General features: G+C 38.7%; 20 protein-coding genes and 1 pseudogene. 6 read left to right on the top strand and 15 right to left on the bottom strand.

The features are described 5' to 3' along the window. Positions 1 to 88: 88 nt before the first annotated feature. From MTT29_RS08275 to MTT29_RS08265, 3 genes are all read left to right on the top strand, one after another. Positions 89 to 1,762 (top strand): 4Fe-4S dicluster domain-containing protein, encoded by a 1,674-nt coding sequence (locus MTT29_RS08275; RefSeq protein WP_103571918.1) that lies wholly within the window; start codon positions 89 to 91, stop codon positions 1,760 to 1,762. Further along, positions 1,755 to 2,468 (top strand): TorD/DmsD family molecular chaperone, encoded by a 714-nt coding sequence (locus MTT29_RS08270; protein WP_103571917.1) that lies wholly within the window; start codon positions 1,755 to 1,757, stop codon positions 2,466 to 2,468. The genes MTT29_RS08275 and MTT29_RS08270 overlap by 8 nt, the downstream gene beginning before the upstream one ends. Positions 2,469 to 2,599: 131 nt before the next feature. Beyond that, on the top strand, positions 2,600 to 3,232 hold the full coding sequence (locus MTT29_RS08265) for a DUF6803 family protein (RefSeq protein WP_429800315.1): 633 nt from the start codon (positions 2,600 to 2,602) through the stop codon (positions 3,230 to 3,232). 17 nt (positions 3,233 to 3,249) lie between these two features. On the opposite strand, the gene rmuC is transcribed toward MTT29_RS08265, so the two are convergent. The 6 genes from rmuC to MTT29_RS08235 all read right to left on the bottom strand — a co-directional run bounded on the left by rmuC (position 3,250) and on the right by MTT29_RS08235 (position 8,800). Next, the gene (rmuC, locus tag MTT29_RS08260) at positions 3,250 to 5,076 is read right to left on the bottom strand and encodes a DNA recombination protein RmuC (RefSeq protein WP_223227426.1); all 1,827 of its coding nucleotides are present in this window, start codon (positions 5,074 to 5,076) and stop codon (positions 3,250 to 3,252) included. Between the two features lie 81 nt (positions 5,077 to 5,157). Continuing rightward, a complete protein-coding gene (locus MTT29_RS08255; protein ID WP_223227425.1) occupies positions 5,158 to 5,322 on the bottom strand; it encodes a hypothetical protein in 165 nt (54 codons plus the stop codon). Positions 5,323 to 5,421: 99 nt separating this feature from the next. Further along, positions 5,422 to 6,432: a TIR domain-containing protein gene (locus tag MTT29_RS08250; RefSeq protein WP_429800314.1), complete on the bottom strand. Its 1,011-nt coding sequence runs from the start codon at positions 6,430 to 6,432 to the stop codon at positions 5,422 to 5,424. Next, positions 6,386 to 6,547 (bottom strand): hypothetical protein, encoded by a 162-nt coding sequence (locus MTT29_RS08245; RefSeq protein ID WP_429800313.1) that lies wholly within the window; start codon positions 6,545 to 6,547, stop codon positions 6,386 to 6,388. The genes MTT29_RS08250 and MTT29_RS08245 overlap by 47 nt, the downstream gene beginning before the upstream one ends. 270 nt (positions 6,548 to 6,817) lie before the next feature. Beyond that, positions 6,818 to 7,585 carry a hypothetical protein gene (locus tag MTT29_RS08240; protein ID WP_429800312.1) on the bottom strand — a complete coding sequence of 256 codons (768 nt, stop codon included), beginning with the start codon at positions 7,583 to 7,585 and terminating at the stop codon, positions 6,818 to 6,820. Positions 7,586 to 7,588: 3 nt separating this feature from the next. After that, positions 7,589 to 8,800 (bottom strand): saccharopine dehydrogenase family protein, encoded by a 1,212-nt coding sequence (locus MTT29_RS08235; RefSeq protein ID WP_021086069.1) that lies wholly within the window; start codon positions 8,798 to 8,800, stop codon positions 7,589 to 7,591. Between the two features lie 93 nt (positions 8,801 to 8,893). Here MTT29_RS08235 and MTT29_RS08230 point away from each other — a divergent pair, with 93 nt between their 5' ends. Then, positions 8,894 to 9,616, top strand: a complete 723-nt coding sequence (locus MTT29_RS08230; protein ID WP_429800311.1) for a tetratricopeptide repeat protein — start codon at positions 8,894 to 8,896, stop codon at positions 9,614 to 9,616. Positions 9,617 to 9,701: 85 nt separating this feature from the next. On the opposite strand, the gene MTT29_RS08225 is transcribed toward MTT29_RS08230, so the two are convergent. Together MTT29_RS08225 and MTT29_RS08220 are read right to left on the bottom strand one after the other, a co-directional pair. Further along, positions 9,702 to 10,286 carry a hypothetical protein gene (locus MTT29_RS08225; protein ID WP_429800310.1) on the bottom strand — a complete coding sequence of 195 codons (585 nt, stop codon included), beginning with the start codon at positions 10,284 to 10,286 and terminating at the stop codon, positions 9,702 to 9,704. Positions 10,287 to 10,295: 9 nt separating this feature from the next. Further along, the gene (locus MTT29_RS08220) at positions 10,296 to 10,937 is read right to left on the bottom strand and encodes a non-canonical purine NTP pyrophosphatase (RefSeq protein ID WP_103616584.1); all 642 of its coding nucleotides are present in this window, start codon (positions 10,935 to 10,937) and stop codon (positions 10,296 to 10,298) included. Between the two features lie 112 nt (positions 10,938 to 11,049). Here MTT29_RS08220 and MTT29_RS08215 point away from each other — a divergent pair, with 112 nt between their 5' ends. Further along, positions 11,050 to 12,351 carry an MFS transporter gene (locus tag MTT29_RS08215; protein WP_103616585.1) on the top strand — a complete coding sequence of 434 codons (1,302 nt, stop codon included), beginning with the start codon at positions 11,050 to 11,052 and terminating at the stop codon, positions 12,349 to 12,351. Next, positions 12,348 to 13,487: an NAD(P)/FAD-dependent oxidoreductase gene (locus MTT29_RS08210; protein WP_429800309.1), complete on the top strand. Its 1,140-nt coding sequence runs from the start codon at positions 12,348 to 12,350 to the stop codon at positions 13,485 to 13,487. The genes MTT29_RS08215 and MTT29_RS08210 overlap by 4 nt, the downstream gene beginning before the upstream one ends. A 50-nt stretch (positions 13,488 to 13,537) precedes the next feature. Here the strand turns inward: MTT29_RS08210 and MTT29_RS08205 are convergent. The 7 genes and pseudogenes from MTT29_RS08205 to MTT29_RS08175 form a co-directional block, all read right to left on the bottom strand. Beyond that, positions 13,538 to 13,825, bottom strand: a pseudogene (locus MTT29_RS08205) (hypothetical protein); the annotation flags it as partial. A 297-nt stretch (positions 13,826 to 14,122) separates the two neighbouring features. Further along, complete coding sequence (locus MTT29_RS08200; protein WP_429800308.1) at positions 14,123 to 14,761, bottom strand: HAD family hydrolase; 639 nt, start codon at positions 14,759 to 14,761, stop codon at positions 14,123 to 14,125. 72 nt (positions 14,762 to 14,833) lie between these two features. Then, positions 14,834 to 15,847 carry an OmpA family protein gene (locus tag MTT29_RS08195; RefSeq protein WP_103567781.1) on the bottom strand — a complete coding sequence of 338 codons (1,014 nt, stop codon included), beginning with the start codon at positions 15,845 to 15,847 and terminating at the stop codon, positions 14,834 to 14,836. Positions 15,848 to 16,001: 154 nt separating this feature from the next. After that, positions 16,002 to 16,391, bottom strand: coding sequence for a 30S ribosomal protein S9 (gene rpsI, locus MTT29_RS08190; RefSeq protein ID WP_103592816.1), 390 nt, complete (start codon positions 16,389 to 16,391; stop codon positions 16,002 to 16,004). A 2-nt stretch (positions 16,392 to 16,393) separates the two neighbouring features. Beyond that, positions 16,394 to 16,822 carry a 50S ribosomal protein L13 gene (gene rplM, locus MTT29_RS08185; RefSeq protein WP_002939292.1) on the bottom strand — a complete coding sequence of 143 codons (429 nt, stop codon included), beginning with the start codon at positions 16,820 to 16,822 and terminating at the stop codon, positions 16,394 to 16,396. An 80-nt stretch (positions 16,823 to 16,902) separates the two neighbouring features. Beyond that, the gene (locus MTT29_RS08180) at positions 16,903 to 19,722 is read right to left on the bottom strand and encodes a RecB-like helicase (RefSeq protein WP_429800307.1); all 2,820 of its coding nucleotides are present in this window, start codon (positions 19,720 to 19,722) and stop codon (positions 16,903 to 16,905) included. Further along, positions 19,719 to 22,064: a PD-(D/E)XK nuclease family protein gene (locus MTT29_RS08175; protein ID WP_429800306.1), complete on the bottom strand. Its 2,346-nt coding sequence runs from the start codon at positions 22,062 to 22,064 to the stop codon at positions 19,719 to 19,721. Before MTT29_RS08175 ends, MTT29_RS08180 begins: the two co-directional genes overlap by 4 nt. Between the last annotated feature and the right edge of the window lie 131 nt (positions 22,065 to 22,195).

The raw sequence follows: 22,195 nt of genomic DNA, 5'->3' as shown, positions 1-22,195 counted from the left end.
CTTAGAGCAAAAAAAGAGTATATAAATTTCAGAGTCTATTAATCCCATTAATATTAGAATAAGCCCGTTTTTGATAATAGGAGAAACAATGAAAGAATTTGGCTTTTATAACGATTTTGACGATGCTTTGATGCTAAATGAGCAGATAGAGATCAACAACGAAAATGGCGACTATCTGGTCTCAAACTCTCCAAAGCTAAAGGCAAACATTATCGCACATGAGATAAATTTCTACCTTAAAAATACCACCGCAAGCGTCTTAGAAAAAGCCAAAAATACACTTTTACTCTACGAGGCAAGAGCTAGCGCCTTTGACATGGCAAAGGATGTGGATTACGAAAAAGAGGTCGGCAAAAATGTCGTGATAGTAAGCAACTCAGGCCGCGAAGAGCTAGCAAATTTACTAAAAGAAAATGGCTACAAAGTGATCGAGCTCACGCACTTTGAGGTTAAATTTATATATGGCGCTGCTGGCGAGCTAAGCGTTTTGGTGCTTAGAGCAAATGATGAATTTGAGGTTGATTGCGACTTTTTCTTAGTTGAAAACGCAAGGGACTATATGCTAAAGCAAAGCGGCTGCTACGAAATTTCAGGGCTAAAAGATGAAAAAGTGCTTGAAATTTTAAATGCAAAAAGCCCAAAATTTAGATACAAAAGCTTTACGCAGTACGACTCTTCAATCTGTCAGTATCACGAGCGCAGGACTGAAATTTGCGGTCGTTGCGCTGAGGTTTGCCCAACGGTTGCTATCTTAAAAGAGGACGAGACAAAGCACCTTGTCTTTTCAGCGATAGATTGCACAAACTGCGGAAACTGCATCAGCGTCTGCCCTAGCGGCTCGCTAGACTCTACTTTGATGCCACAAAGCTCGTTTGCCACTATCGCTAAGCTTTACAAAGATAAGGTCGCTCTCATCGTATCTGAAGAGATAAATTTAGAAGAGCTTAGCATTAGCCTACCGCAAAATGTCCTACCTTTTGTCATCCTAGCCCCACATCTGCTAAGCCAAACGCACTTTTTAACACTTCTTCAAGAAAGTGGCGCAAGTGTGATTTTATATAGCAAGAGCCTTGGCAAGGGCGAAAAGGACGCCATTAGCATCTTAAATCAAATTTATGAGCTTAAATTTAAAGAGCAAGCGATACACCACGCAAAAGACAAGGCTGAGCTTGAAATAGCGCTTAAAAAAGCAAAACTAATAGACGGCTCTCAGCACTCGATCAATGAATACGCACTGCCAAAGAGAGAAATTTTTGCCAAAAGGCTTGAGTTTATCGTGGGTGGTGATGATCTTGGCGCGGTAAAAAGCGGCGAGATGATAAGATATGGCGAAGTCACGATAAACGCTGAAACTTGCACACTCTGCCTTAGTTGTGTTGGAGCTTGTAACGTAAGCGCTTTGGTGGCTGATAAGAAGACAAATTCGATTTTATTTAACCCAAGCGTCTGCACCGCCTGTGGCTACTGCGAGCTAAGCTGCGCTGAGAAAAATACCATCTCGCTTGAGGTTGGCAAGCTAGCACTTAAGCCTGAGAGCTTCGTTTATAGCGAGCTTGCGCATGATGAGCTTTTTGCCTGCGTGGAGTGCGGAAAAGAGTTTGCGACTAAAAAAGCAGTCGAGAAGATCGCAGCGATCATGCAGCCACGTTTTGGCAACGACAGAGCCAAGATCAAGTCACTTTACTGCTGTGCTGACTGCAAGGCAAAGATCATGGTGCAAGCCCAACTAAACGCGATGAGAGAGGATTTATTAAATGGATAAGAACATCACAAAAGCAAGGGCATATTTTTACGAATTTTTAGCTTATCCACTCTTTTTTCACACCAGTGATGATGGATTTGCTAGGTGGAAGGAGCAGCTAAGCTACCTAGCGCAAAATCCTCTAAGCGAGCAAAGCGCAGAGGCATTTGCAAATTTAGAAAAATTTAGCTTTAAAGAGCTTGTAAATGAGCAAAATGAAGTTCTTTTTGGCTTTACAAATATCCCTTTAAGCGCCTCATTTTATGAAGAGGGCAGAGATAACGGAGCTGCTAGACTTAGGGTGATACACTGCCTAAACCTTAGCCCATATAGGCGTGATAAGGAGCTTTGCAAAGACAGCGAGGACTACGTTGGCTTTATATTTTTGGCGATGGCTACGTTTTTAAATGACGAATTTAAAGGCGCAAAAAATATCAGCGACAAGCTTTTTAGCGAGACTTTAAATTTATTTGTAGATGAGTTTGGCTCGCTACTTTTAGCTCATAAAAATGCAAATTTCTTCCGCTCCTATGCGCTCATCTTAAAAGACTTCATCGAGCTTGAAAGAGCCGTTTTAAGCGTAGAAGCACCTGCTAAGCCACAAGGCGATAGCGTCGCTATGGCAGCTCTTAAAAAAGAGCCATTTCAAAGCAAGATGCCAACTATTAAAACCAAGCTTCACTGGGAGGAATTCTCCCCAGTCATCTCACACGAGTTTAAAGACTAGCTTAAATTTACTCTTAGCCTAGCTAGGAGTAAATTTAACATCCGCTTAGATCTCACAACTATTCTCAATATTTTTTAACTATCTTAACCCTTCGGTAGTAAATTTCTTTAAATTTTTACAAAGGATTTACAATGGTAATGACACACTACATGGAGCTTTTATCGCTCAATCAACCCTACAATCTAATCCTCTACATGGTGATACCTATGGGGCTTGCGGAGCTTTTAGTGGCGATGGAGTTTTTCACGATGTATCACATGGATAGCGGCAAAAACACTGGCTTTAAGGCCGTTAGCAAATTTGTTGGCATAGTGCTTGGGGTCTATTTTACAGCTCTTGTGATCTACTTTTTAGCAAAAATTTATCCAAGTATAAAATGGCGCGGATATGCCGATGTCATCGCTATCTACTCATATCTTATCGGCGTCATCCCACTTCTTGGCATCGCGCTTTTAGAGCTAAATTTGATCTATAAAAACGCAAGCCAAAAGGCAAAGCTAAAGCTTCATTTTTGTCTGCTTATCTTCTTCTTGATCGTCGGACACGTCGCAATGATATTTGGCATGGTTGATCCTACCATAACTGGCTACAAGGCTGAAAACGGTGAGATGGGTATGCATATGAATATGCCAATGAACATGCCAGCAGATATGCCAATGCACGATCACCACAAGATGATGCAAAATATGGGTGAGATGCATATGAATATGATGATGCAAAATATGAGTGATGACAACTCAACTAATATGCACATGCACCACTAAATTTAAAGGCTCCAAATTTACTCTTTAGAGCTAGCTAGCAAGATCTCTCTAGGTCTTGCTTCAAGCTCCTTTATCTGCGTATCTTTGGGATTTATAGCGATCTTTTTAAATTTCTCCAGCCTGCTATCAAGCCCACCTTGTCCGCTCACGCTTTTAACGACCTCGTTGAAGTTATCATTTACCGATCTCACCGAGTTTCCAAGCCTATTTAGTTTCTCAGCGACGGTGCAAAATTTCTCATAAATTTCATTTGCGCTTTTTAAAATTTCCTTCGCCTCTTTGTTGCCATTTTCCATGCGCCATAAATTTGCCACCACACGAAGTAGCGGCATGAGCGTCGTGTGCGAGACTAGCACCACTTTTTTCTCATAGCCGTAGTTAAACAAATTCGGATCAAATTTCAAAGCCTCCAAAAATGCCGGCTCAACTGGCACAAACATCAGCACAAAATCAGGGCTTTTGACAAGCGATGAGTAGTCTTTTTTAGCTAGCTCGTCGATGTGCTTTTTTATTGAGGCGATGTGCTCGCCAAGAGCTAGCTTGCTCTGCGCCGGGTCAGCCGCCGCAACCGCCTTTTCGTAGGCATGGAGTGAGACTTTGCTGTCTATTATCATCTGCTTGTCGTCTGGGAAATTTATAACAAAGTCAGGTATGAGCTTTTTGCCGCTCACGTCAAAACTCTCTTGCGTCACGTAGTGCGTGCCCTTTTCTAGTCCAGCAGCCTCCAGTGTGCGCTCAAGCTGCATCTCGCCCCAGTTGCCAAGGACCTTGTTGCTGCCTTTTAGTGCCGTGCTTAGCGAGTTTGCCTCTTTTGACATATTTTTGCCAAGCTCGACCACCTCTTTTAGCTGCGCACTAAGCTCTCCTGCGCTCTTTTGCGAGTCGCTATGGGCGTCATTTACCCTCTTTTCAAAGCTTATTATCTTCTCGCCAAGTGGCGTTAGCAAGAGCTCAAGCGACTCTTTGCTGTTTTTTGAGAAATTTGCACTTTTTTCTTCAAATATCTTATTTGCAAGGTTTGCAAACTCTAAATTTAGCTCATTTTTTACCTTTTTTAAATTCTCTTCTTGCGATTTTAGGATGTTTTCTTTGGCCTCGATCTCGCTTTTTAGAGCGACAAGCTCACACTCTAGTTCATTAACACGTTTATGAGATTTTTTAAATTCATTATCTTTAAAGTCAAGTTCATTTTGCACTTTATTTAAATTTTCTTCTTGTGATATTAGGCTTTTTTCTTTTATCTCCACCTTGCTTTTTAGAGAAATTATTTCACACCTTAACTCATTTTCTAGTTCATAAGATTTTTTTAAATTAATCTCTTTTAAATTAAGCTCACTTTTTGCCTTGTTTAAATTCTCTTCTTGCGATTTTAGGATGTTTTCTTTGGCCTCGATCTCGCTTTTTAGAGCGACGATAGCGCGTTTTAGCTCGTTTTCGCTCTCGCTTGATCTTTTTAGCTCGTCCTCTTTTGCGCCAAGCTCGTTTTGTAAATTTAAAGATAGCGACCTTGCCATCTCAGCCATCTTTGTCTGACTGCCAAGCTCCTCGTTTAGGCGCCTTAGCTCACGCTCTAGCTCGTCCTCTTTTTCATCTTTTTGTCTGAGCGAAATTTTATACTCGTCTAAATTTTTAGCTAGCTCATCTATCTTGTCACTATTTGCTTCAAGCTTTGCTCTTTGCTCGATATTTAGCCGCTCGCTATCTTTTAGCTCATCTTGTAAATTTTCCAAAGCTTCTCTTTGCTTTGTCTTTTGCAAATTTGCACTTATCAAAAAAGCTACTAGTATCACGCAAAGAAGCGCAAGAGCTGCCACCAAAATATATAAATTTTCTATCGTTAGCACTGAAATTTCCTTTTAAATTTTGGTTTTATTATAGGTGAAATAGCTTTAAATTTAAAGGGCATTTAAGCCCTTTTGGTAGTTTTATTTGTTTAGATAGGCAGCTAGCCAGCACAAAAATATAAAGACAAAGATGATGGCTGACATGATAAGTGGCGTCGTGGTCGCAAAGAGTGCCAGCATGGCTGATGAGACAATACCGCTTCCATATTGCAGTGAGCCAATGAGAGCATTTGCTCTGCCTTTCATCTCTTGAGCGACTTAATTAAGAGCGGCTGCGTTTAAGCAAGAGGCGATGATGCCGTTCATACTAAAAATGAAAAACATACTTCAATAATATAATTTATTTCAATCTAAATAAATTATATTAGATGTCTTAAAACGAATTGCCCAATTTTCTATGGTTTTTGGAATTTTATTTTTGTATCTTTGTTCTGTTGTAAAGTAATATATCTTATCTACATCAGAAAAAGCTCCCCAAATTTCTTTATTATCATTTATCATTAAAATCGCAGCATAATCACTATAAAATCCTGGAGCATATGTTTCAATTATAGTTGCTTTGAAATTGTCGAGATTATCGATATGTGTATCATTGCCGAAGCATTTTAAAAAATCATCCCATTTGGACTTTGGATTATAATTTTCTAAATCATGTTTTTTATCTTTAGTGATTAATGCATATATTTTTGATAAAACAAAATCATCTATGACGTCATCATAAAAAGTAAAAATATCCTTTTGAAACCTATAAATACCGTCAAAATATGCACCCATGCCACATAAATTTTGACAATTTATAGGATCTATTTGAATTCCTTCTTTTGTTTTCATAAATTTAATTTTATTTTCATCTTCTTCAAACACAGCTTCATTTTTTGATGTAAATTTAGCATATTCATCTTCCAATATACCCAAATATGCTCCATTTTGAACCATTAAATCAAAAATAAAACCATTTTGTTTTACGTCTTTTATAAATAAAGAACCTGTGTTGCTAAGAACAATACTATCTCGCTCCCAGCTACCCCACCATCTTTGATTAGAAATTAATCCAATCTTATTAATAAAAAAATTCACTATCTCCTTTGGTGTTTTGTTTTTGGCGCTTATATATGCCAAATTTTCATTAAGACCAGGCAATTCTGTATCATCAAATTTAACAGGAAGTATATATTCTTGCTCTATTTCGTTTAGTGTTCTTACTTGAGCAGATCGATATTCATGTCTAGTCCACTTTTTATTTTTATATTGATTGGAAATAAAAACTATTGTGTATTTAGCCTTATTTTGATAAATATCTTGAAGGTATTCAAATAAATTTTTTCCCCCAAATTTCATCTTGTTTAAAATCATCATAAAATACTTTTACACCAAAGTTTTTAAGAAAAATAGCAACCTCTTCTACATACTCTCTATTTTCTCCAGCAAATGAGAGTGCGACATCATACTCGTATATTTTATTTTGTTTCACAATCCTTCCTTTAAAAGTTTACACAGTGAGGAGTTATATATTTCGTTAAAATACAATACTGATATGTCTTTCACTTTGGTTTTAAATTATTATTTTCGACAGGACTTACTGTCCCTCTCTAGACCAAATTAAACAACAACCTTCCATTTTCTCTTTTTATATTAAAGATTATCTTTAATTATCTAGGTTAGCAAATAACACAGTCAATAATTTTATTTTATAAAATTTTTAATTAACTCAGAATAATTTTAGGTCTACAAAAATAGCTTGTTACTCGATTTTTCTTACATCTATTATAATCTCATTGTTTATCTTGCTTGCAACTGATATTACTCCGTTTTCGTGCAAAATCACACGCTCTCCTTCTTTTATAGTAGGATATTTTCTCATTTCCTGATAATCTCCATAAAAAGCTATATTTTTTATAGTTTTTATTATAAGTGGGGTATTTTGAATAATGATGTTCCCAGAAACCGAATTTATAATAGATACGATTGAAATTACCCCAAAAAGTCTACAAAGATATATAAATTTAAATTTGTATTTAAATTTAGGTAAACTACTAGTTATCGTCTCCGCTAACATTCCGAAAAACATTACTAGAAAGGCAAACATCATTAAAATAAAACAAGAAAGAAAAACTCCTACTGGTATATAAAAAATTGATGTTAATGCTTTTAATGTTAGCTCAAAGTCTTTTACTGGCAAATTTAGAGTTTGGGCAATTATAAATCTGGACAAAAATTCTGATATTAAATAAGTTGGTATATTTAATAATATCAAAAATATTTTTGCTGTATTTATAATCCATCTCTTTTTTAATAAGCTATAGCACCAAAACATAAAACCTAGGCAAAATAGTATTATGCCTATATACAGTATAACTAAAGTAATAATATTGTTTTGGCGATTGAGTATTAAAATAGTTGAAAAAACTATTACCGAAATTCCAAAAAGATAGAACCTAGCCTCAAGGCTTTTAATTTTAACCTTGAGGTAATTTAAAATTTTATTTAAAAGTTCTTGAATAAAATCCATACTTTAAACTTCATATCTCTCTCCTGGCTTCATTTCGATTACCTCCCACGGCAACCCCTGCTTATTTAGCTCGTCCATGAAAGGTTTTGCGTCAAAATTCTCCATATTAAAGACGCCTTTTCCGCTCCAGATGCCTTTTGCGACCATTAGCGAGCCGATCATCGCTGGCACGCCCGTGGTGTAGCTAACAGCCTGTGCGCCGGTCTCAGCGTAGCAAGCCTCGTGGTCGCAGACGTTGTAGATATAGACTTGGCGCTCTTTGCCATCTTTTAGCCCACGTATCACGCAGCCGATGTTTGTTTTGCCTTTTGTACGAGGACCAAGGCTTGCAGGGTCAGGCAAAAGCGTCTTTAAAAACTGGATCGGCACGATTTTCATGCCGTTATGCTCGACCTCGTCTATGCGCAGCATTCCCACGTTTTCTAGGCACTTCATGTGAGTTAGGTAGCTCTGCCCGAATGTCATGAAAAAGCGAATTCTCTTTAGTCCTTTGATGTTTTTTACTAAGCTTTCAAGCTCCTCGTGGTAGAGCAGATAGCTGTCCTTGACGCCAACTTTTGGGTAGTCCCACTTAAACATGATCTGCATAGGCTTTGTCTCGATCCACTTGCCAGCCTCCCAGTAGCGACCATTTGCGCTAACTTCGCGCAAATTTATCTCTGGGTTAAAATTTGTCGCAAATGGATAGCCGTGATCGCCAGCGTTGCAGTCTAGGATGTCGATCTCATGGATCTCGTCAAATAAATTTTGCTGTGCATAGGCACAAAATACGTTTGTCACGCCTGGGTCAAAGCCAGAGCCAAGAAGCGCCATGGTGCCAGCGTTTTTGAAGTCACCATCCTTCGCCCACTGAAGCTTATACTCAAATTTTGCAGTGTCTGGGTGCTCGTAGTTTGCGGTGTCGATGTAAGGTATGCCAGCCTTTACGCAAGCATCCATGAGAGTTAGGTCCTGATACGGCAGCGCGACGTTTAGAAGCAAATCAGCCTTTGTTTGTTTGATGAGCTCCACCACGGCAGCTGTGTCATCAGCGTCGATTTGCGCGGTGTTTATCTGCACGCCAAGGCGATCTTTTATAAATTTAGCGATTGCGTCGCACTTGCTTTTTGTGCGGCTTGCTAGGGTGATATTTGTAAAAACGTCCGAGTTCATCGCACATTTTACAGTTGCGACTTGGCTAACGCCGCCTGCTCCGATGATTAAGATATTTGACATTTTTGGCTCCTTAAAATTTTAGTGATTTTAGCAAAGTTAATATAAATTTCTAGCTTCAAAAGGTAAAATGAGCCAAATTTTAAAGGTAAAAAGATGAAGAAAATTTTGCCATTTTTAGCGCCTATTTGCCTCTTTGCAAGTAGCTGCGACGAGCTGGTGCAAGAGAGCGTAAATGAGTTTTACAAAAGCGATAGAAATTTAGCTCGCGCTATAAATTTAGCCGAGCAAGCAACCGAGGCATGTCTAAAGACTGGCAACACCGAGCAAGCGATCACTTCGCTAATAAATGGCGGCAGCATTTGCCTAGTAAATAAAGAGCCACAAAAGGCACTGGAGCTCTCACAAAGAGCGCTTGAGCTTGCGGCAAACGTTAGTGACAAACTGCTATTAGCTCGCTCTTATCAAAACATAGGCGGGGCAAAAAAGGCGCTAGGCAAATATGACGAAGCGCTTGCTAATTTTCAAGAAGCTCAAAAAATTTATGATACCAACTCAAATACGCCGATGCGCGACGAGCTGCTTTGCATAAAGTCCATCGGTAACGCCTACTACATGAAAAATGACTTTGCAAAAGCCTACGAAAACCACATTTTAGCGTTAAATTTGCTTGATATCACACCAGAGTTAAGTGGCAACGAGCTTGTGCGATCAGAGCTGTTGATAGAAGTCGCTAACGACCTAGTAAAGCTTGAGCAAAAGGACGAAGCTACCAAAAATTACAAAGAAGTATTTGAAATTTTAAAAGGCAAGGAGCAAAACCCTCGCGCGCTTGGTCTTTTGGAGCGCGCAAAGAAGGGACTAAAGGAGCTTAACTAGGGCTCTACCTTTAGCGTGCCCTCTTTTATAGAGCTTGCTAGCATCTTGGCAAACTCATCGTCTGCGTAGCTTTTTAGATACTCTTCTAAGTGTGGCAGCGCGCCTTTTGATCCATCCTAGCAAGCTTTACTAACGCAAGACCTAAATTTGCCCTTTTTACGCCTAAAATTAGAGCTTTATCGTAGTTTTGCTCTGCAAGCTCTAGGCGGTTAGAATTTGCTAAAAAATCAGCAAATTCAGCATAAATTTCCCCATTATCTGGCATCAAATTTATAAGCTCGCCATAAATTTCGTCCGCCTTTGTAGCCTCGCCCTGCACGTCAAAGTTATGCTTCATCACATGGAGTCTAGCTTGGCAAATTTTAAAATACTCACCTTCTTGCCCGCCTAAGCTCTTACTAAAGCCCTCACTATCCATAAAATCAAAAATTTTTTCCACCTTCAAAAGGTCGTTAAACGCCGCCTTCTTTTGCTCTTCGTCTTTAAATTTCAAAGGATATGCTCTTGCATAGATATATAGCTCGTCCGTTGCCTTAAAAAGTGCGATGTAGTCGATCTTTCCATTGCCATTTTCATCTTTATAAACTATGCTTTTATGCTCAAGCGCCCTATACTCGCTCGCCGCCAAAATACCAAAAGCAAGAAATATAAAAAGTAAAATTTTCTTCATAAACTGCTCTTATTTGTAGTTTTTCTTTAGGCTCTTTAGTACGAAATTTGCAAGCTCCAGCCCCTTTGAGCGGTGAGAAATTTTAAGCTTTGTCTCGTTATCTAGCTCGCCAAGCGTCCTAGTAAAGCCATCTGGGATAAAGAGTGCGTCGTAGCCAAAGCCGTTTGTGCCGCGCTCCTCGTTTATCGCCTCGCCATACATAAAGCCATGCGCCGTGTAGTCGCCAAATTTTGAGCTAATAGCGATACAAGCGGTGTAGTGAGCCAGTGAGCTTTGTAAATTTAGAGCGTTTAGCTTGCTGATGAGCTTTGCTCTGTTGCTTGCGTCCGTGGCGTTTTTAGCAGCCATTTGGCCGCTTTCGTCGATGTCTGAGTAGCGTGCAGAGTAAATCCCTGGCTCGCCACCAAGTGCGTCCACGCTAATGCCACTATCATCGCTAAGCGAGATAAATTCGCCCTCAAGCCCAAGCTCTTTAAGCTTTTCAAAGACAGCTTTTGACTTTATGAGTGCGTTTTCTTGAAAGCTACTGCCATCTTCAACTATCTCAAATGGCTTTACAACCTCGCTTAGAGCGTAAATTTCATAGCCTTTTAAAAACTCTTTTATCTCTTTTACTTTGTCTAAATTTGATGTCGCAAGCACGATTTTCATCGCAAAACTCCTTGATTTTTGGGCGTATTTTACAAAAAAGTAGATTAAATTTTTAAATTTAAATTAGTATTAAAATGATAAACTTAGTCCTTTTAAAAATAAGGGAAAATTTATGTTAAAAAGCGTTTTGCCACTATCTTTTATCGTAGCTAGCAGATTTTTTGGACTTTTTATAGTCCTACCGGTGCTTAGCCTTTATGCCCTAAATTTAGAGGGCGCAAACGAATTTTTAGTTGGGCTAATAGTAGGCGTCTATGCGATCTCACAGATGATATTTCAAGTGCCTTTTGGCGCTCTTTCAGATAAGATCGGTCGCAAAAAAGCCCTAACCATCGGGCTTTTGATCTTTGTGGTTGGCTCTATCGTCTGCGCGCTGGCAAGTGAAATTTACACGATGCTTTTTGGCAGGTTTTTACAAGGTGTGGGGGCTGTAGGAGCCGTGGCAACAGCGATGATAAGCGACTTTGTGGCTGAAGAAAATCGCTCAAAAGCCATGGCGATAATGGGCGCTTTTATAGGGCTTAGTTTTACGCTTTCGATGGTGCTTGGACCGCTTCTTGCCAAAGACTACGGGCTTTCAAGCCTCTTTTATCTAAGCGCCGCACTTAGCTTGCTTTGCGTCGTGCTGCTCTACACCGTCGTGCCAAAAGAGATAAAAGTGAGCGCAAAGGCCCAGAAGGTGCCATTTGGCAAGCTATTTTTACAAAAAGACTATATGATCATAAATTTCACCTCTTTCATGCAAAAGATGCTCACAAGCATCGCATTTTTGGTGATCCCGATCGTTTTAGTAAAAGAGTATGGCTATGAGAGCAGCGAGCTTTACAAGGTCTATACGCTTGGTGCTGTGCTTGGCTTTTTGGCTATGGGGTTAGCTGGCGCGCTGGGCGATGGCAAGGGGCTTAGCAAGGTCATCTTGATAGCTGGCACGCTGCTTTTTGCCCTAACCTACGCCACTTTTGCCCTTAGCTTTACGAAATTTATCTTTGTGGTTGGCATCGCGATATTTTTTATAGGTTTTAACCTTCACGAGCCCATCATGCAATCAACCGCGACCAAATTTGTAAAATCCTCACAAAAAGGCACTGCTCTTGGCATCTTTAACTCATTTGGCTACTTTGGCAGCTTCGTTGGGGGCGCGTTTGGCGGATACATCATGCACACCTTTGACTTTAAAGTGCTTGCCATCATTTGCGTGGTGCTTTGCGTGATCTGGCTTGTTTTGCTCTTTAGCCTAAGCGATCCAAGGATTTTTAAAAATATCTACCTAAGCCCAGAAGCGAGCTTGAATTTAGAGCTTCTAAACAGCCAAAAAGGCGTGGTGGATTATTACAAAAATGAGAAAAATCAAGTGATCAAATTTGACTCTCGCCTAACAAGCGAGGCGGCCTTAAAAGAGAGCTTGAAGTTTTGATCTACGACGTCATCATCGTTGGTGCTGGCGCTAGCGGGCTCTTTTTAGGGGCAAATTTAAAGGGCAAAAAGGTTGCCATTTTAGAAAAAAACAGCAGCGCTGGCAAAAAGATCTTGGCAAGCGGGGGCGGCAGATGCAACATCACAAACCGCTTCGTAAGCGCTAAAAACTACCTTGGCGAGCAGAAATTTATAGAGCAAATTTTAAAGGCACTAAGCTCTGATCAGGTTTTGAAATTTTTTAGTGAGCTTAAATTTAGCGAGCAAAAGCAAAATCAATTTTTCTGTGATAGCGGTGCAAAGAGCGTTTTGAGCCTGCTTTTAAAAAGGCAAAATGCAGATATTTTTTATAACAAAGGGGTTCTTGGCGCTAAAAAAGTAGATGAAATTTTTGAAATTTCAACAAGAGATGAGAAATTTAGAGCTAGAAATTTGGTCATCGCAAGTGGCGGACTAAGCTACAAAGCCCTTGGCGCAAGCGATGTTGGCTATAAAATAGCTAGCGAATTTGGCCTTGAACTCTCAATGCCTGCCCCAGCTCTAGTTGGCTTTAGCGTGCAAAAAGATGAGTTTTGGTTTAAAGAGCTTAGTGGCGTTAGTCTAAGCGCAGATGTAGTGATAAATACCAAAAATGAGAGCCATAAATTTAGTGGCGATGTGCTTTTTACGCATAGGGGCATAAGTGGTCCGGCGATACTAAACGCTTCACTCTTTTGGCAAAAGGGGCGAATTTGCATAAATTTTTTGCCTAAATTTAGTGAGAAAAATTTAGTAAATGGTAAAAAACAGCTCAGCTCGGTTTTGCCTTTGCCAAAGAGATTTGTGCTGGAGTTTTTAAGAAATTTTAGCTTAAAAGATAGAGCTTATTATGAATTTAGTGATGATGAAAAGAGCATTATAAAAAGGCTTTTTGCCTATGAATTTGCTCCAGCTGGGACATTTGGCTTTGAAAGGGCTGAAGTTACAAAAGGTGGCGTAAAGACTAATTTTTTAGATGAAAATTTAGAGAGCAAAAGCGTAAAAGGACTTTATTTTATAGGTGAAGTTTTAGATATCACCGGTATGCTTGGCGGATACAACTTGCACTTTGCCTTTGCAAGTGCTCTAAAGGTGGCTAGTGCTTTAAAAAATAGCTAAAAATCAGAGTGAAATTTAGCTAGTGGCAGCCAAAACTGCCACTAAATTTACTATCTCTCGCTTAGATACTCTTGCAGGCTTTTTACCTCGAGTGCTTTGCCAGTTTGAACTGTGCTTAGCGACTTGGCAGCTGCAAGTGCTGCACGGATGGTTGTAAAATATGAAATTTTAAATCTAAGTACATTTTGGCGTATCTTTTTGCCGTCATCCACGCTTGATTTTGTATCGCTTGTATTTATAACAAGCGCTATATCGCCGTTTTTTAGCCTATCTTCGACATTTGGTCTGCCCTCGCTTATCTTATAGACAAACTCAGCCTCCACGCCAGCTTCGGTTAAGTGCGATATCTATAAATTCCTGATCTTTTTCAATGCCTACAAAATCTCTATTTAGTAAATTCTAATACAAGCATTTTAATTACATATTTTGTTAGCAAATTTGCCAAAAACAACAAATATTACTAAAAGCAAGAATTATTTAGATTAATAAAATAGTAGCAGACATTTTTGATATGAAATTAGAAAAATCTTTTTGATCCATCTAAAGTATTTTGTAATAAGTTAAAAACAAAAAATTTATGAATAAATTTATGTTTAAATAGTATCAGACCCAAGTACTTTAATAAACTTTCACTATTAAGCTTCTTTGATAAAGCTAACAGCCTCAAGTGGATTTGCAAATATATGCTCGCTAAACTGCCTTAAATCAGACTCTTTACCATATCCGCATGTAAGGCCAACGCCAGTTATAAGAGCAGCTTTAGCAGCCTTTAGATCCATGATGGTATCGCCAATCATAAAGGCATTATCTTTTTCTTTGTCTAGTCTCTTTAAAGCCAAATTTATAGGTTCTGGATCTGGTTTTGGATTTACTACATCATCTCGTCCGACAACCGTTTTTATAAATTTCATAACGCCTAAATGCTCTAACAAAATGATAGAAAATTTTGATGTCTTTGTCGTAACAACACCAACATCAGCAAACATGCTAGCTTCTTTTAAAGCATTCATAGCATGCGGTAAAAGCACAGTCTCATCTAAATAAATCTTCTCGTAGCAAGCTTTATACTCTTTTACATATTCACCTATTAAATTCTTCTTGGCACCAAGTTTTTCAAACATTATTTCAAGCGGATATCCTACTAGAGATTTTAGTGCATCATGATCAGGCTCTTTCTTGTCGTGAGCTAAAAACGCAGCATCAAAACCTTTTAAAATAGCAGAAGTAGAGTCTATAAGTGTGCCGTCTAAGTCAAAAAGTATAGTTTTTTTCATGATATTCTCCGCAGAAATAAAAAAGGGCTCAGCCGAAGCCAAGCCCTAAAGAAGTAATTTTAAATAGTAAAATTATTTGTTGAAAGTAGCTTCAACACGTCTGTTTTCAGCGCGACCTTCTTTAGTTTTGTTTGTAGCGATTGGTTTAAGTTCGCCGTAACCAACTGTAGAAATTTTAGCTTTTTCTACACCGTAACCAGCAAGAACCTCAGCCACTGCTTTTGCTCTTTTCTCAGATAGTTTTTGGTTGTAAGCTTCTGCACCTACGCTATCAGTGTGACCAGCAAGTACAACTTTATAATCTGGGTGTTCGCCCATAAAGTCAGCTACTTTTTTGATCTCAGCTGCATATTTTGGTCCAACTTTGTAACTATCAAATGCGAAGTTAACATCTAGATCTCTAAGAACGATAACTTTCTCACATCCTCTTTCGTCAACAACTACACCAGCTGGAGTGTTAGGGCATTGATCGATATCATTTGGCACGCCGTCATTGTCATCATCAAGAACTGGAGCTGGAGCTGCTGCTGGAGCTGCTGGAGCTGCTGCTACAACTGGAGCTGCTTTTGAATCAAGACCGATGCCAAAGCCTAGTGAATAGAATAGGTTGTGATCAGCGTGCTCAAATTTGATAGCGTCTCTTGCCTCTGCTTTAAGAGCAAATCTATCAGTTACTTGGTATCTTAAACCAAGACCATATTGACCAAAGCCTCCATCTTCGTTTTTAACAAAAATAGCTGGAACATCTTCATAACCAGCACCGATTAAACCGTATAGGCTAACTGGTCCAAAGTCAACGATATTTTTTACAAGGTTAGCGTGGTATCTAAGAGCTCTACCCTCTCTTACAACGTTACCTGTTCTCTCTTTTAGTTTTTGAGAGTAATCAACACCAAGTTCGACTTGATCAAAGAAGAAATCTTCAAGGTTTCTAGCCGCTCTAATACCAACAAAATTGTGGTCTTTTACACGTAGATTTCCTTCTGGATGAACACCACCGATAGTTGGAGTGATCTCATAGTTGTATGCTGCGTTAGACGCAAAAACCGCTGTTGCGGCAACCATAGCTAAAGCAATCTTTTTCATAATAGAATTCCTTTCAAATAGGGATTTTTAATGTTGACTATAATTTTACCTAAATAAAAATAAATCAACTTTAAATTATAACCAAATTCTTAATGTAAATCTGAAATTTACATAACCTAAATTTTGCAAATGCAAAAGCACTTGCAAAAAACCATTAACGTTTAGAGAATTGTGGGCTTCTTCTAGCCTTTCTTCTACCAAATTTCTTACGTTCAACAACACGAGAATCTCTAGTTAGCAAGCCTTTTGGTTTAAGAGCTGCTCTAAAATCAGCATCCATGTCAGCTAAAGCACGTGAAATGCCGTGTCTTAAAGCCTCAGCTTGTGCTGAATAACCGCCACCTAAAGTTATAGCTACTACGTCTATTAAACTCTCTTGTTTTGTTACTAAAAGTGGTTGAATAACTTTAAGCTTGATAGCCTCGTGACCGCCAAGCCAAGTGTTAAGATCCATACCATTTACTACGATTTTACCGCTTCCGGCTTTTATCCAAACCTTTGCTACGGCAGTTTTTCTTTTACCAGTTGCATAAACTTTTGCCATAATTATTTTCCTTCTTTTTTAGCTATTTGTGCCGTATGAGGATGCTCACTGCCAGCATAAACTTTTAGTTTTTTTATCATCTCTCTTCCAAGTTTTGTCTTTGGAAGCATGCCACGAACAGCTAATTTAAATAGTTTTTCTGGCTTATTTGCTATCAAATCGCCAAATTTCTCGCTCTTTACGCTGCCAAAATATCCTGAGTGTCTGTGATAAAGTTTATCTTCAGCTTTGTTATTACCAGTAAATTCTACTTTAGAAGCATTTATGATGATAACATAGTCGCCACAATCTACGTTTGGCGTGAAGCATGGTTTGTTTTTGCCGCGAAGTATAGTTGCTACCTCAGTTAGCAATCTACCAAAGCGCTTACCGGCTGCATCAACTACGATCCAGTCTCGCTTAACTTCGTTTGGCTTTGTTATTTTTGTCATTTTCTTACCTTTGCCAAGTTAATTTTTGAGTTGTGATTGTATTTAAACAATGCTTTAATAAAGCTTAAATTAAGTAGCGTTTAAACTTCAATATATGAAATTTTGCCTTCAAGTGCATAGAAGATGACGGCGATTATACTATGTTTTTCATAAAATTTAGCGAGCGCATCTTTATACTCTTTTACCTGTTTTTTGTTCTCTTCTATATTTTTATCTGTCGTTTTATAATCAATCACGCAAATTTCACGCTCATTAAAGCAAAAAAGATCCATCTGTTTTAACTCATTTTTTACTTTAAATGGTTGCTCTTTATAAATTTCTTTGTCTTTTATGCACTCTATAAATTTTGGCTCACTTATAAGCATTTTTGCCCTAGTAAGGGCATCTTCAAGGACTTCAAGCGGCAAAAATTTATGAAATTTATTTAGCATCAAATTTTTAGCTTTTTCTAGTGAAATTTCATCAAATTTTTCGCTCATCTCAAGCAGATAGTGAAACGCAAGGCCAAAATATATCGCGTTTAAATTTTTCCCGCTCGTCTTTTGCTCTTTTGCCTCAATCTCTTGCCTCTCTATCTTTAAAATTTCAGGCATTTTTTCATCATTTTTTGTCTCTTTTTGCTCGCTTTTGCTAGGTAAAATTTTGCCAAAGCTAAACTCTTTTAGATCAAGATAGTCATTTGCTTCGCTCTTGTCGCTTTTTGTGTAAAATGAAAAAAAGCTTGGGCTACTTCCACTTGGGACGGCTTGCTTGATGATGATGAGCGACTTTGTGGCTCTTGTGAAAGCGACGTAAATTTTATTGATATTTTCTTGTTTTTCAAGCTCTTTCATCTGCTCTAAAACGCTTGCATAGTCGATATCAAAATTCTCTCTGCCTGAAATTTTACTCTTTACAATCCACTCGCCTTTTTCGCTGTATTCGGTTATGAAATTTGAGTCATCTCCCCTGCCCTTGCCCATCATGTCGCAAACTATGACGTGAGCGAATTCTAGCCCCTTTGACTTATGCACGGTCATCACTCTCACGCCGTCGCTACTTTTTGGACTGATTTTAGAGCTAAAGTTTTCAAGGTTAAATATAAAATCACTTAAATTTTTATACCCCGCGCTTAGCTCAAACAGCCTCAAGATATCGACGTCTGCCATGCTTATGCCTAAATTTTTAGCTAAGTAAAATAGGCTATTTGTAGCGCTCTCTTCAGGCTTTATATTTAGTTTTTTGACATTTGCATTTACTAGCGCTTTTACATTTTTCTCATAAATTTCTTCTTTAAATAGGCAAAATTTCGCATACTCGATGATCGCTGCAACAAGTGGCGTTCTTTTTAGCTCCAAAGTGCCTTCATTGACGCTTTTTATCCCTGCGCGACTAAGCACTTCTGAGATGAGGCTGATGTCGCTATTTTTCCAGCAAAGCACGGTTATCTCGCTTGCATTTACGCCAGCTTTTAAAAGCTCTTTTGTCTGCGAAACGACCGCACCTGCGATATCTTCATCGCTTAGCACACGCAAGTAGCCGTAGTCATCTTTTTCTACTTCAAAGTATGCACACTCACCGCCTACCTCGTAGCTTAGCGTCTCATCTTTTTTGGCTGGCTCTTGCGGCTCAAAACCAAGCCCATATCTATGATAAATTTCTTCAAAAACAGCGTTATTAAATTTCACCAAAGCCTTTAAACTGCGGTAGTTACTTGGTAAATTTTCTATATCTATCTGGCTAAAATCATCTCCAAGCTTGTCAAAAAGCTCCTTTTTACCGCCTCTAAATTTATAGATGCTCTGCTTAGTATCGCCCACGTAAAAGAAGCTTCCAAGCCCGTTTTGTCCGTATCCAGAGACTATTTCAGCGATTAGCGGCAAGATGATCTCGTACTGGATCACGTTTGTATCTTGAAACTCATCGACTAAGAGGTGATTTATCCTGCCATCAAGCCTAAAATAAAGCGCCTCTTTGTCTAAGCTTTGCACCAAAAGCTTAAAAACCAGCTTGTTTATATCAGCAAAACTTAGCGCATTTATCTCTTTGTTTAGCTCTAAATTTGAAGCCTTATAAAGCTTTAATAGCTTGCTAAAGCCACTTAGCCTATACTTTTCGACCTCTAAGATGTAGTTTTTCACTGCCTCTTTTAACTCACAAAAAAGCCTATCAAGCTCTGGGGTATAAATTTTGTTAAAAGTGCGGTAGTCTAGGCTTTCTCTAGCAAAAACCTTACTCTTAAATAGCTCAAATAAATTTTGCTCGCCAAATGTCTTTTTAGCCACATCGCTAGCGCCATTTTGCAAGGCTATATGCTCATTTATCGCTCTTTGCGCCGCCCTTACCTTGCTATCATCTGGATAGCTTGCGCCACTATCTTTTAGCTCGCCACCAAAGCTTTCATAAAATTTCGCCAAAGTCTGCGAAAAGCTAGCCTCTTTTTGGCTTGAGATGATCATCATAAGTGCTAGCTCACTAAGAAGCTTTTTATCCTTGCTCGCCTCTTTTACAAATTTTTTCCACGCCAGATCTTGCAGGCTATCTTGCACGCTATAGTCTGGACTAAGCCCTAAATTTTGGCTAAATTTCTTCAAAATCCCAGAGAAAAACGCATCAAATGTATAAATTTTTAGCTCACTTTGCAAAAAGACGCTAAGCCTCTCATCTCGCCTTTTTATCGCCTCATCTTGGCTTATATCAAGCTCCGAGCACACCGCTTCAAGCTCGCCTTTTTTGTTTTGCAAGTCCAAAAAAGTGGCTATTATGCGCTCTTTCATCTCGTTTGCTGCCTTTTTTGTAAAAGTTAGAGCGACGATTTCGTTTATATTTTCGCCTCGAAGCACCAAAGCGATGTAGCGAACGCTCAGCGCAAAGGTCTTACCGCTTCCAGCGCTTGCCTTTAGGGCTAAAAAATTTTTCATAACTCCCTCCTACAAAGTGTGACGTATTCGCAAAATGCGCAAGCACCGCTCTTTCTTTCAAAATTTATCTTGGTTTTGTTTATAGTTTTTAGCTTTTCTATCTCGCCGCTTAGATCCTCTACGCTTTTTTTAGGGAATAGTAAGCTAGGCTCGTTTTTTAGGGCATAGTAGGCACTTCGTACCTCTCCGCCGTAAAGCGCTTCGTAAAAGGCAAGCTGGAGCGAATTTACATTTGCTTCGCCCGTTTTGTAATCAAGTATAAGCACGTCACCGTTTGCGTCCGCATCGATCCTATCGATAAATCCCTTTATCTGCACGCCACAAAACTCGCTTTGCACCTCTTTTTCGCACTCAAGCACTCTAAAACCAGCCCTAAAACGAGCGTTTTCATAAATTTCATACTCTTTAAATTTATGCGTCCAAATTTCAAACTCAAGTGGCGTAAGATTTTGCTTTGCTAGCATCTCTTTAAAAACGGCTAGATCAAAGGTGTTATTTTGCTTATAAAATTCGCTCGTGTAATACTCAAAAAGTGCGCTATGAACGCTATTGCCTTGTTTTGTGCCAAGCTCTTTTGCTACGCCTTTTGCAGGCTTTATGCCAGCTATCTTTGTGTAGTAGTATTTTCTTGGGCAGGTTAGAAATAAATTTAGCGTCGAAAACGAGAGTGGATTTATGAAAAAATCATGCTCTAAAATAACCTCATCATCCTTTAAATTTAAGCTCGCCTCTCCCTTTAAAAATAGCTTCAAATAGGCCTCGTCACTAAATTTCTCATCTTTTATCGTTTTGAAATTTTTTAAAAATCTTGAAGGTATGCTCTCTTCATTTACACAGCAGCTTATCGCCACTTTTTTGGCGTTATTTATGAGGCTTTCGTAGTAAAATCTCTGCAAATTTTCACGCTCCACATAGCTTATAAGCCCCGCTTTTTGCCTCACTTTTGAGTTTAAAAACATCTCATTTGCGCTTCTTGCGGGGATGAAGTTGTCGTTAAAATCAACTATGATGACGCCATCAAATTTCATCCCACGGCTCTCTAGCATGCCCATGACGCTGATCTTTCCACCGCCCACGTCGTCAATGCTTAGGCGCAAGATATTTAGCAAGAAAATTTCACTTAGCTGCTTTAAGCTAAAGCTAAAATACCTGCATAAATTCTCCATCCTAAAAAGCTCAAGTGCGAGCTTCTCTTCGCATCTTGGCTCATTTTCAAGCACCAAAAGCTCATCTATTAGCTCTTTAAATTTAGCAAATTCGCACAGCTCAAAATAGCTAGCCTTAAATTTCTCAAAAAGCTGCTCACTCACGCCAAATTCGCTCAAAATAAAGCCAAGCTCCTCGTAGCTCTCACACTTGCTTTGATCAAAAACTGGACTTGCCTCTTCGTTGATCGCTCTTGTGATGTAGTAAAGCGCTTCATAAAATTTTGTATTTTTAAAGCTCTCGCCCATGGCGTAGTTGAAAATTTTAGCACTATCATGAAGCCTTAAAATCTCGCTAAAGCCCTCATCTGGCAAGATGACAGCGATATTTTCAGGCTTTATGCCCTCACGCACAAACTCACTCGCCTTTGCCATAGCGTAAGCGCACTGCAAGCTTCTTGTGGCGAAATTTCTCACTAAAACTGGCTCAAATTTTGTGATATTTTCTAGGCAAGTTAGCTCGTTTGTGTTTAAATTTAGCTCATATTTTTTATAGTTTTCAAACTCGCTAATGGCTGAGATTTGCCTTATCTTTTCGATAAGTTTTTTATTAAAAATGCTAGTTTGAAAGATAATTTTTAGCGTAGTTAGTTTTGAAATTTTTTCTAAAATTTCCCACTCAAACTCGCTTAAAATGCCGTCAATATGCAGTGAAATTTCACTAAAACTTCTTATGTAAGCTTCATTTATGGAGTAAATTTTTGGCAGGGTTATATCATCATAAAGATCTTCTTTGTCAAGCAAGCTCTCATACTCTTTTAAAACCGCTTCAAGTATGCTTAGATGCTCCTCAAAATCAGCGTAAATGTCGTTAAATTTAATCTCTTCAATGCTCTTTTTGCTGATGGCAAGCTCTTTAAAAAACGAAAAAAGATAGTCGTTGTTTTTTAAAAACTCAAAAAACTCAGTTGGAATTTTAAGCACCGAGTTTGCCTCTTTGACGCTGGCACAGGCTCTGTTCATAAGCACTAAAGAGTAGGTGCTATCGCACTCAAAGCGGCCATTTACAAAAACAGCCTTTTTATAAAACTCTGCGATGCTTAGACTTTTTGGGATTAGCTCGTCATTAAAACCAGCGTTAAATTCCCTGATCTTACGCGAGTTTGTAAAGACGAAAAGTTGATTTAGATTGCGCATTTTACTCTCTTAAATTTTTAAAAAAATGATAGCCAAAAGCTGATAAAAGAGCGCTTTTTTTCACTTAAGATAAGCTTTGAAAATTTTTCTAAATTCATTAAAATTTTAAGCCTTAAACTACTGGGGGATAC

Origin of the sequence: Campylobacter concisus, from assembly GCF_050447485.1 — a bacterium.
Classification (GTDB): domain Bacteria; phylum Campylobacterota; class Campylobacteria; order Campylobacterales; family Campylobacteraceae; genus Campylobacter_A; species Campylobacter_A concisus_BQ.
The sequence above is the reverse complement of the archived record's forward strand: the minus strand, read 5'-3'. Positions and strand labels throughout refer to the sequence as shown.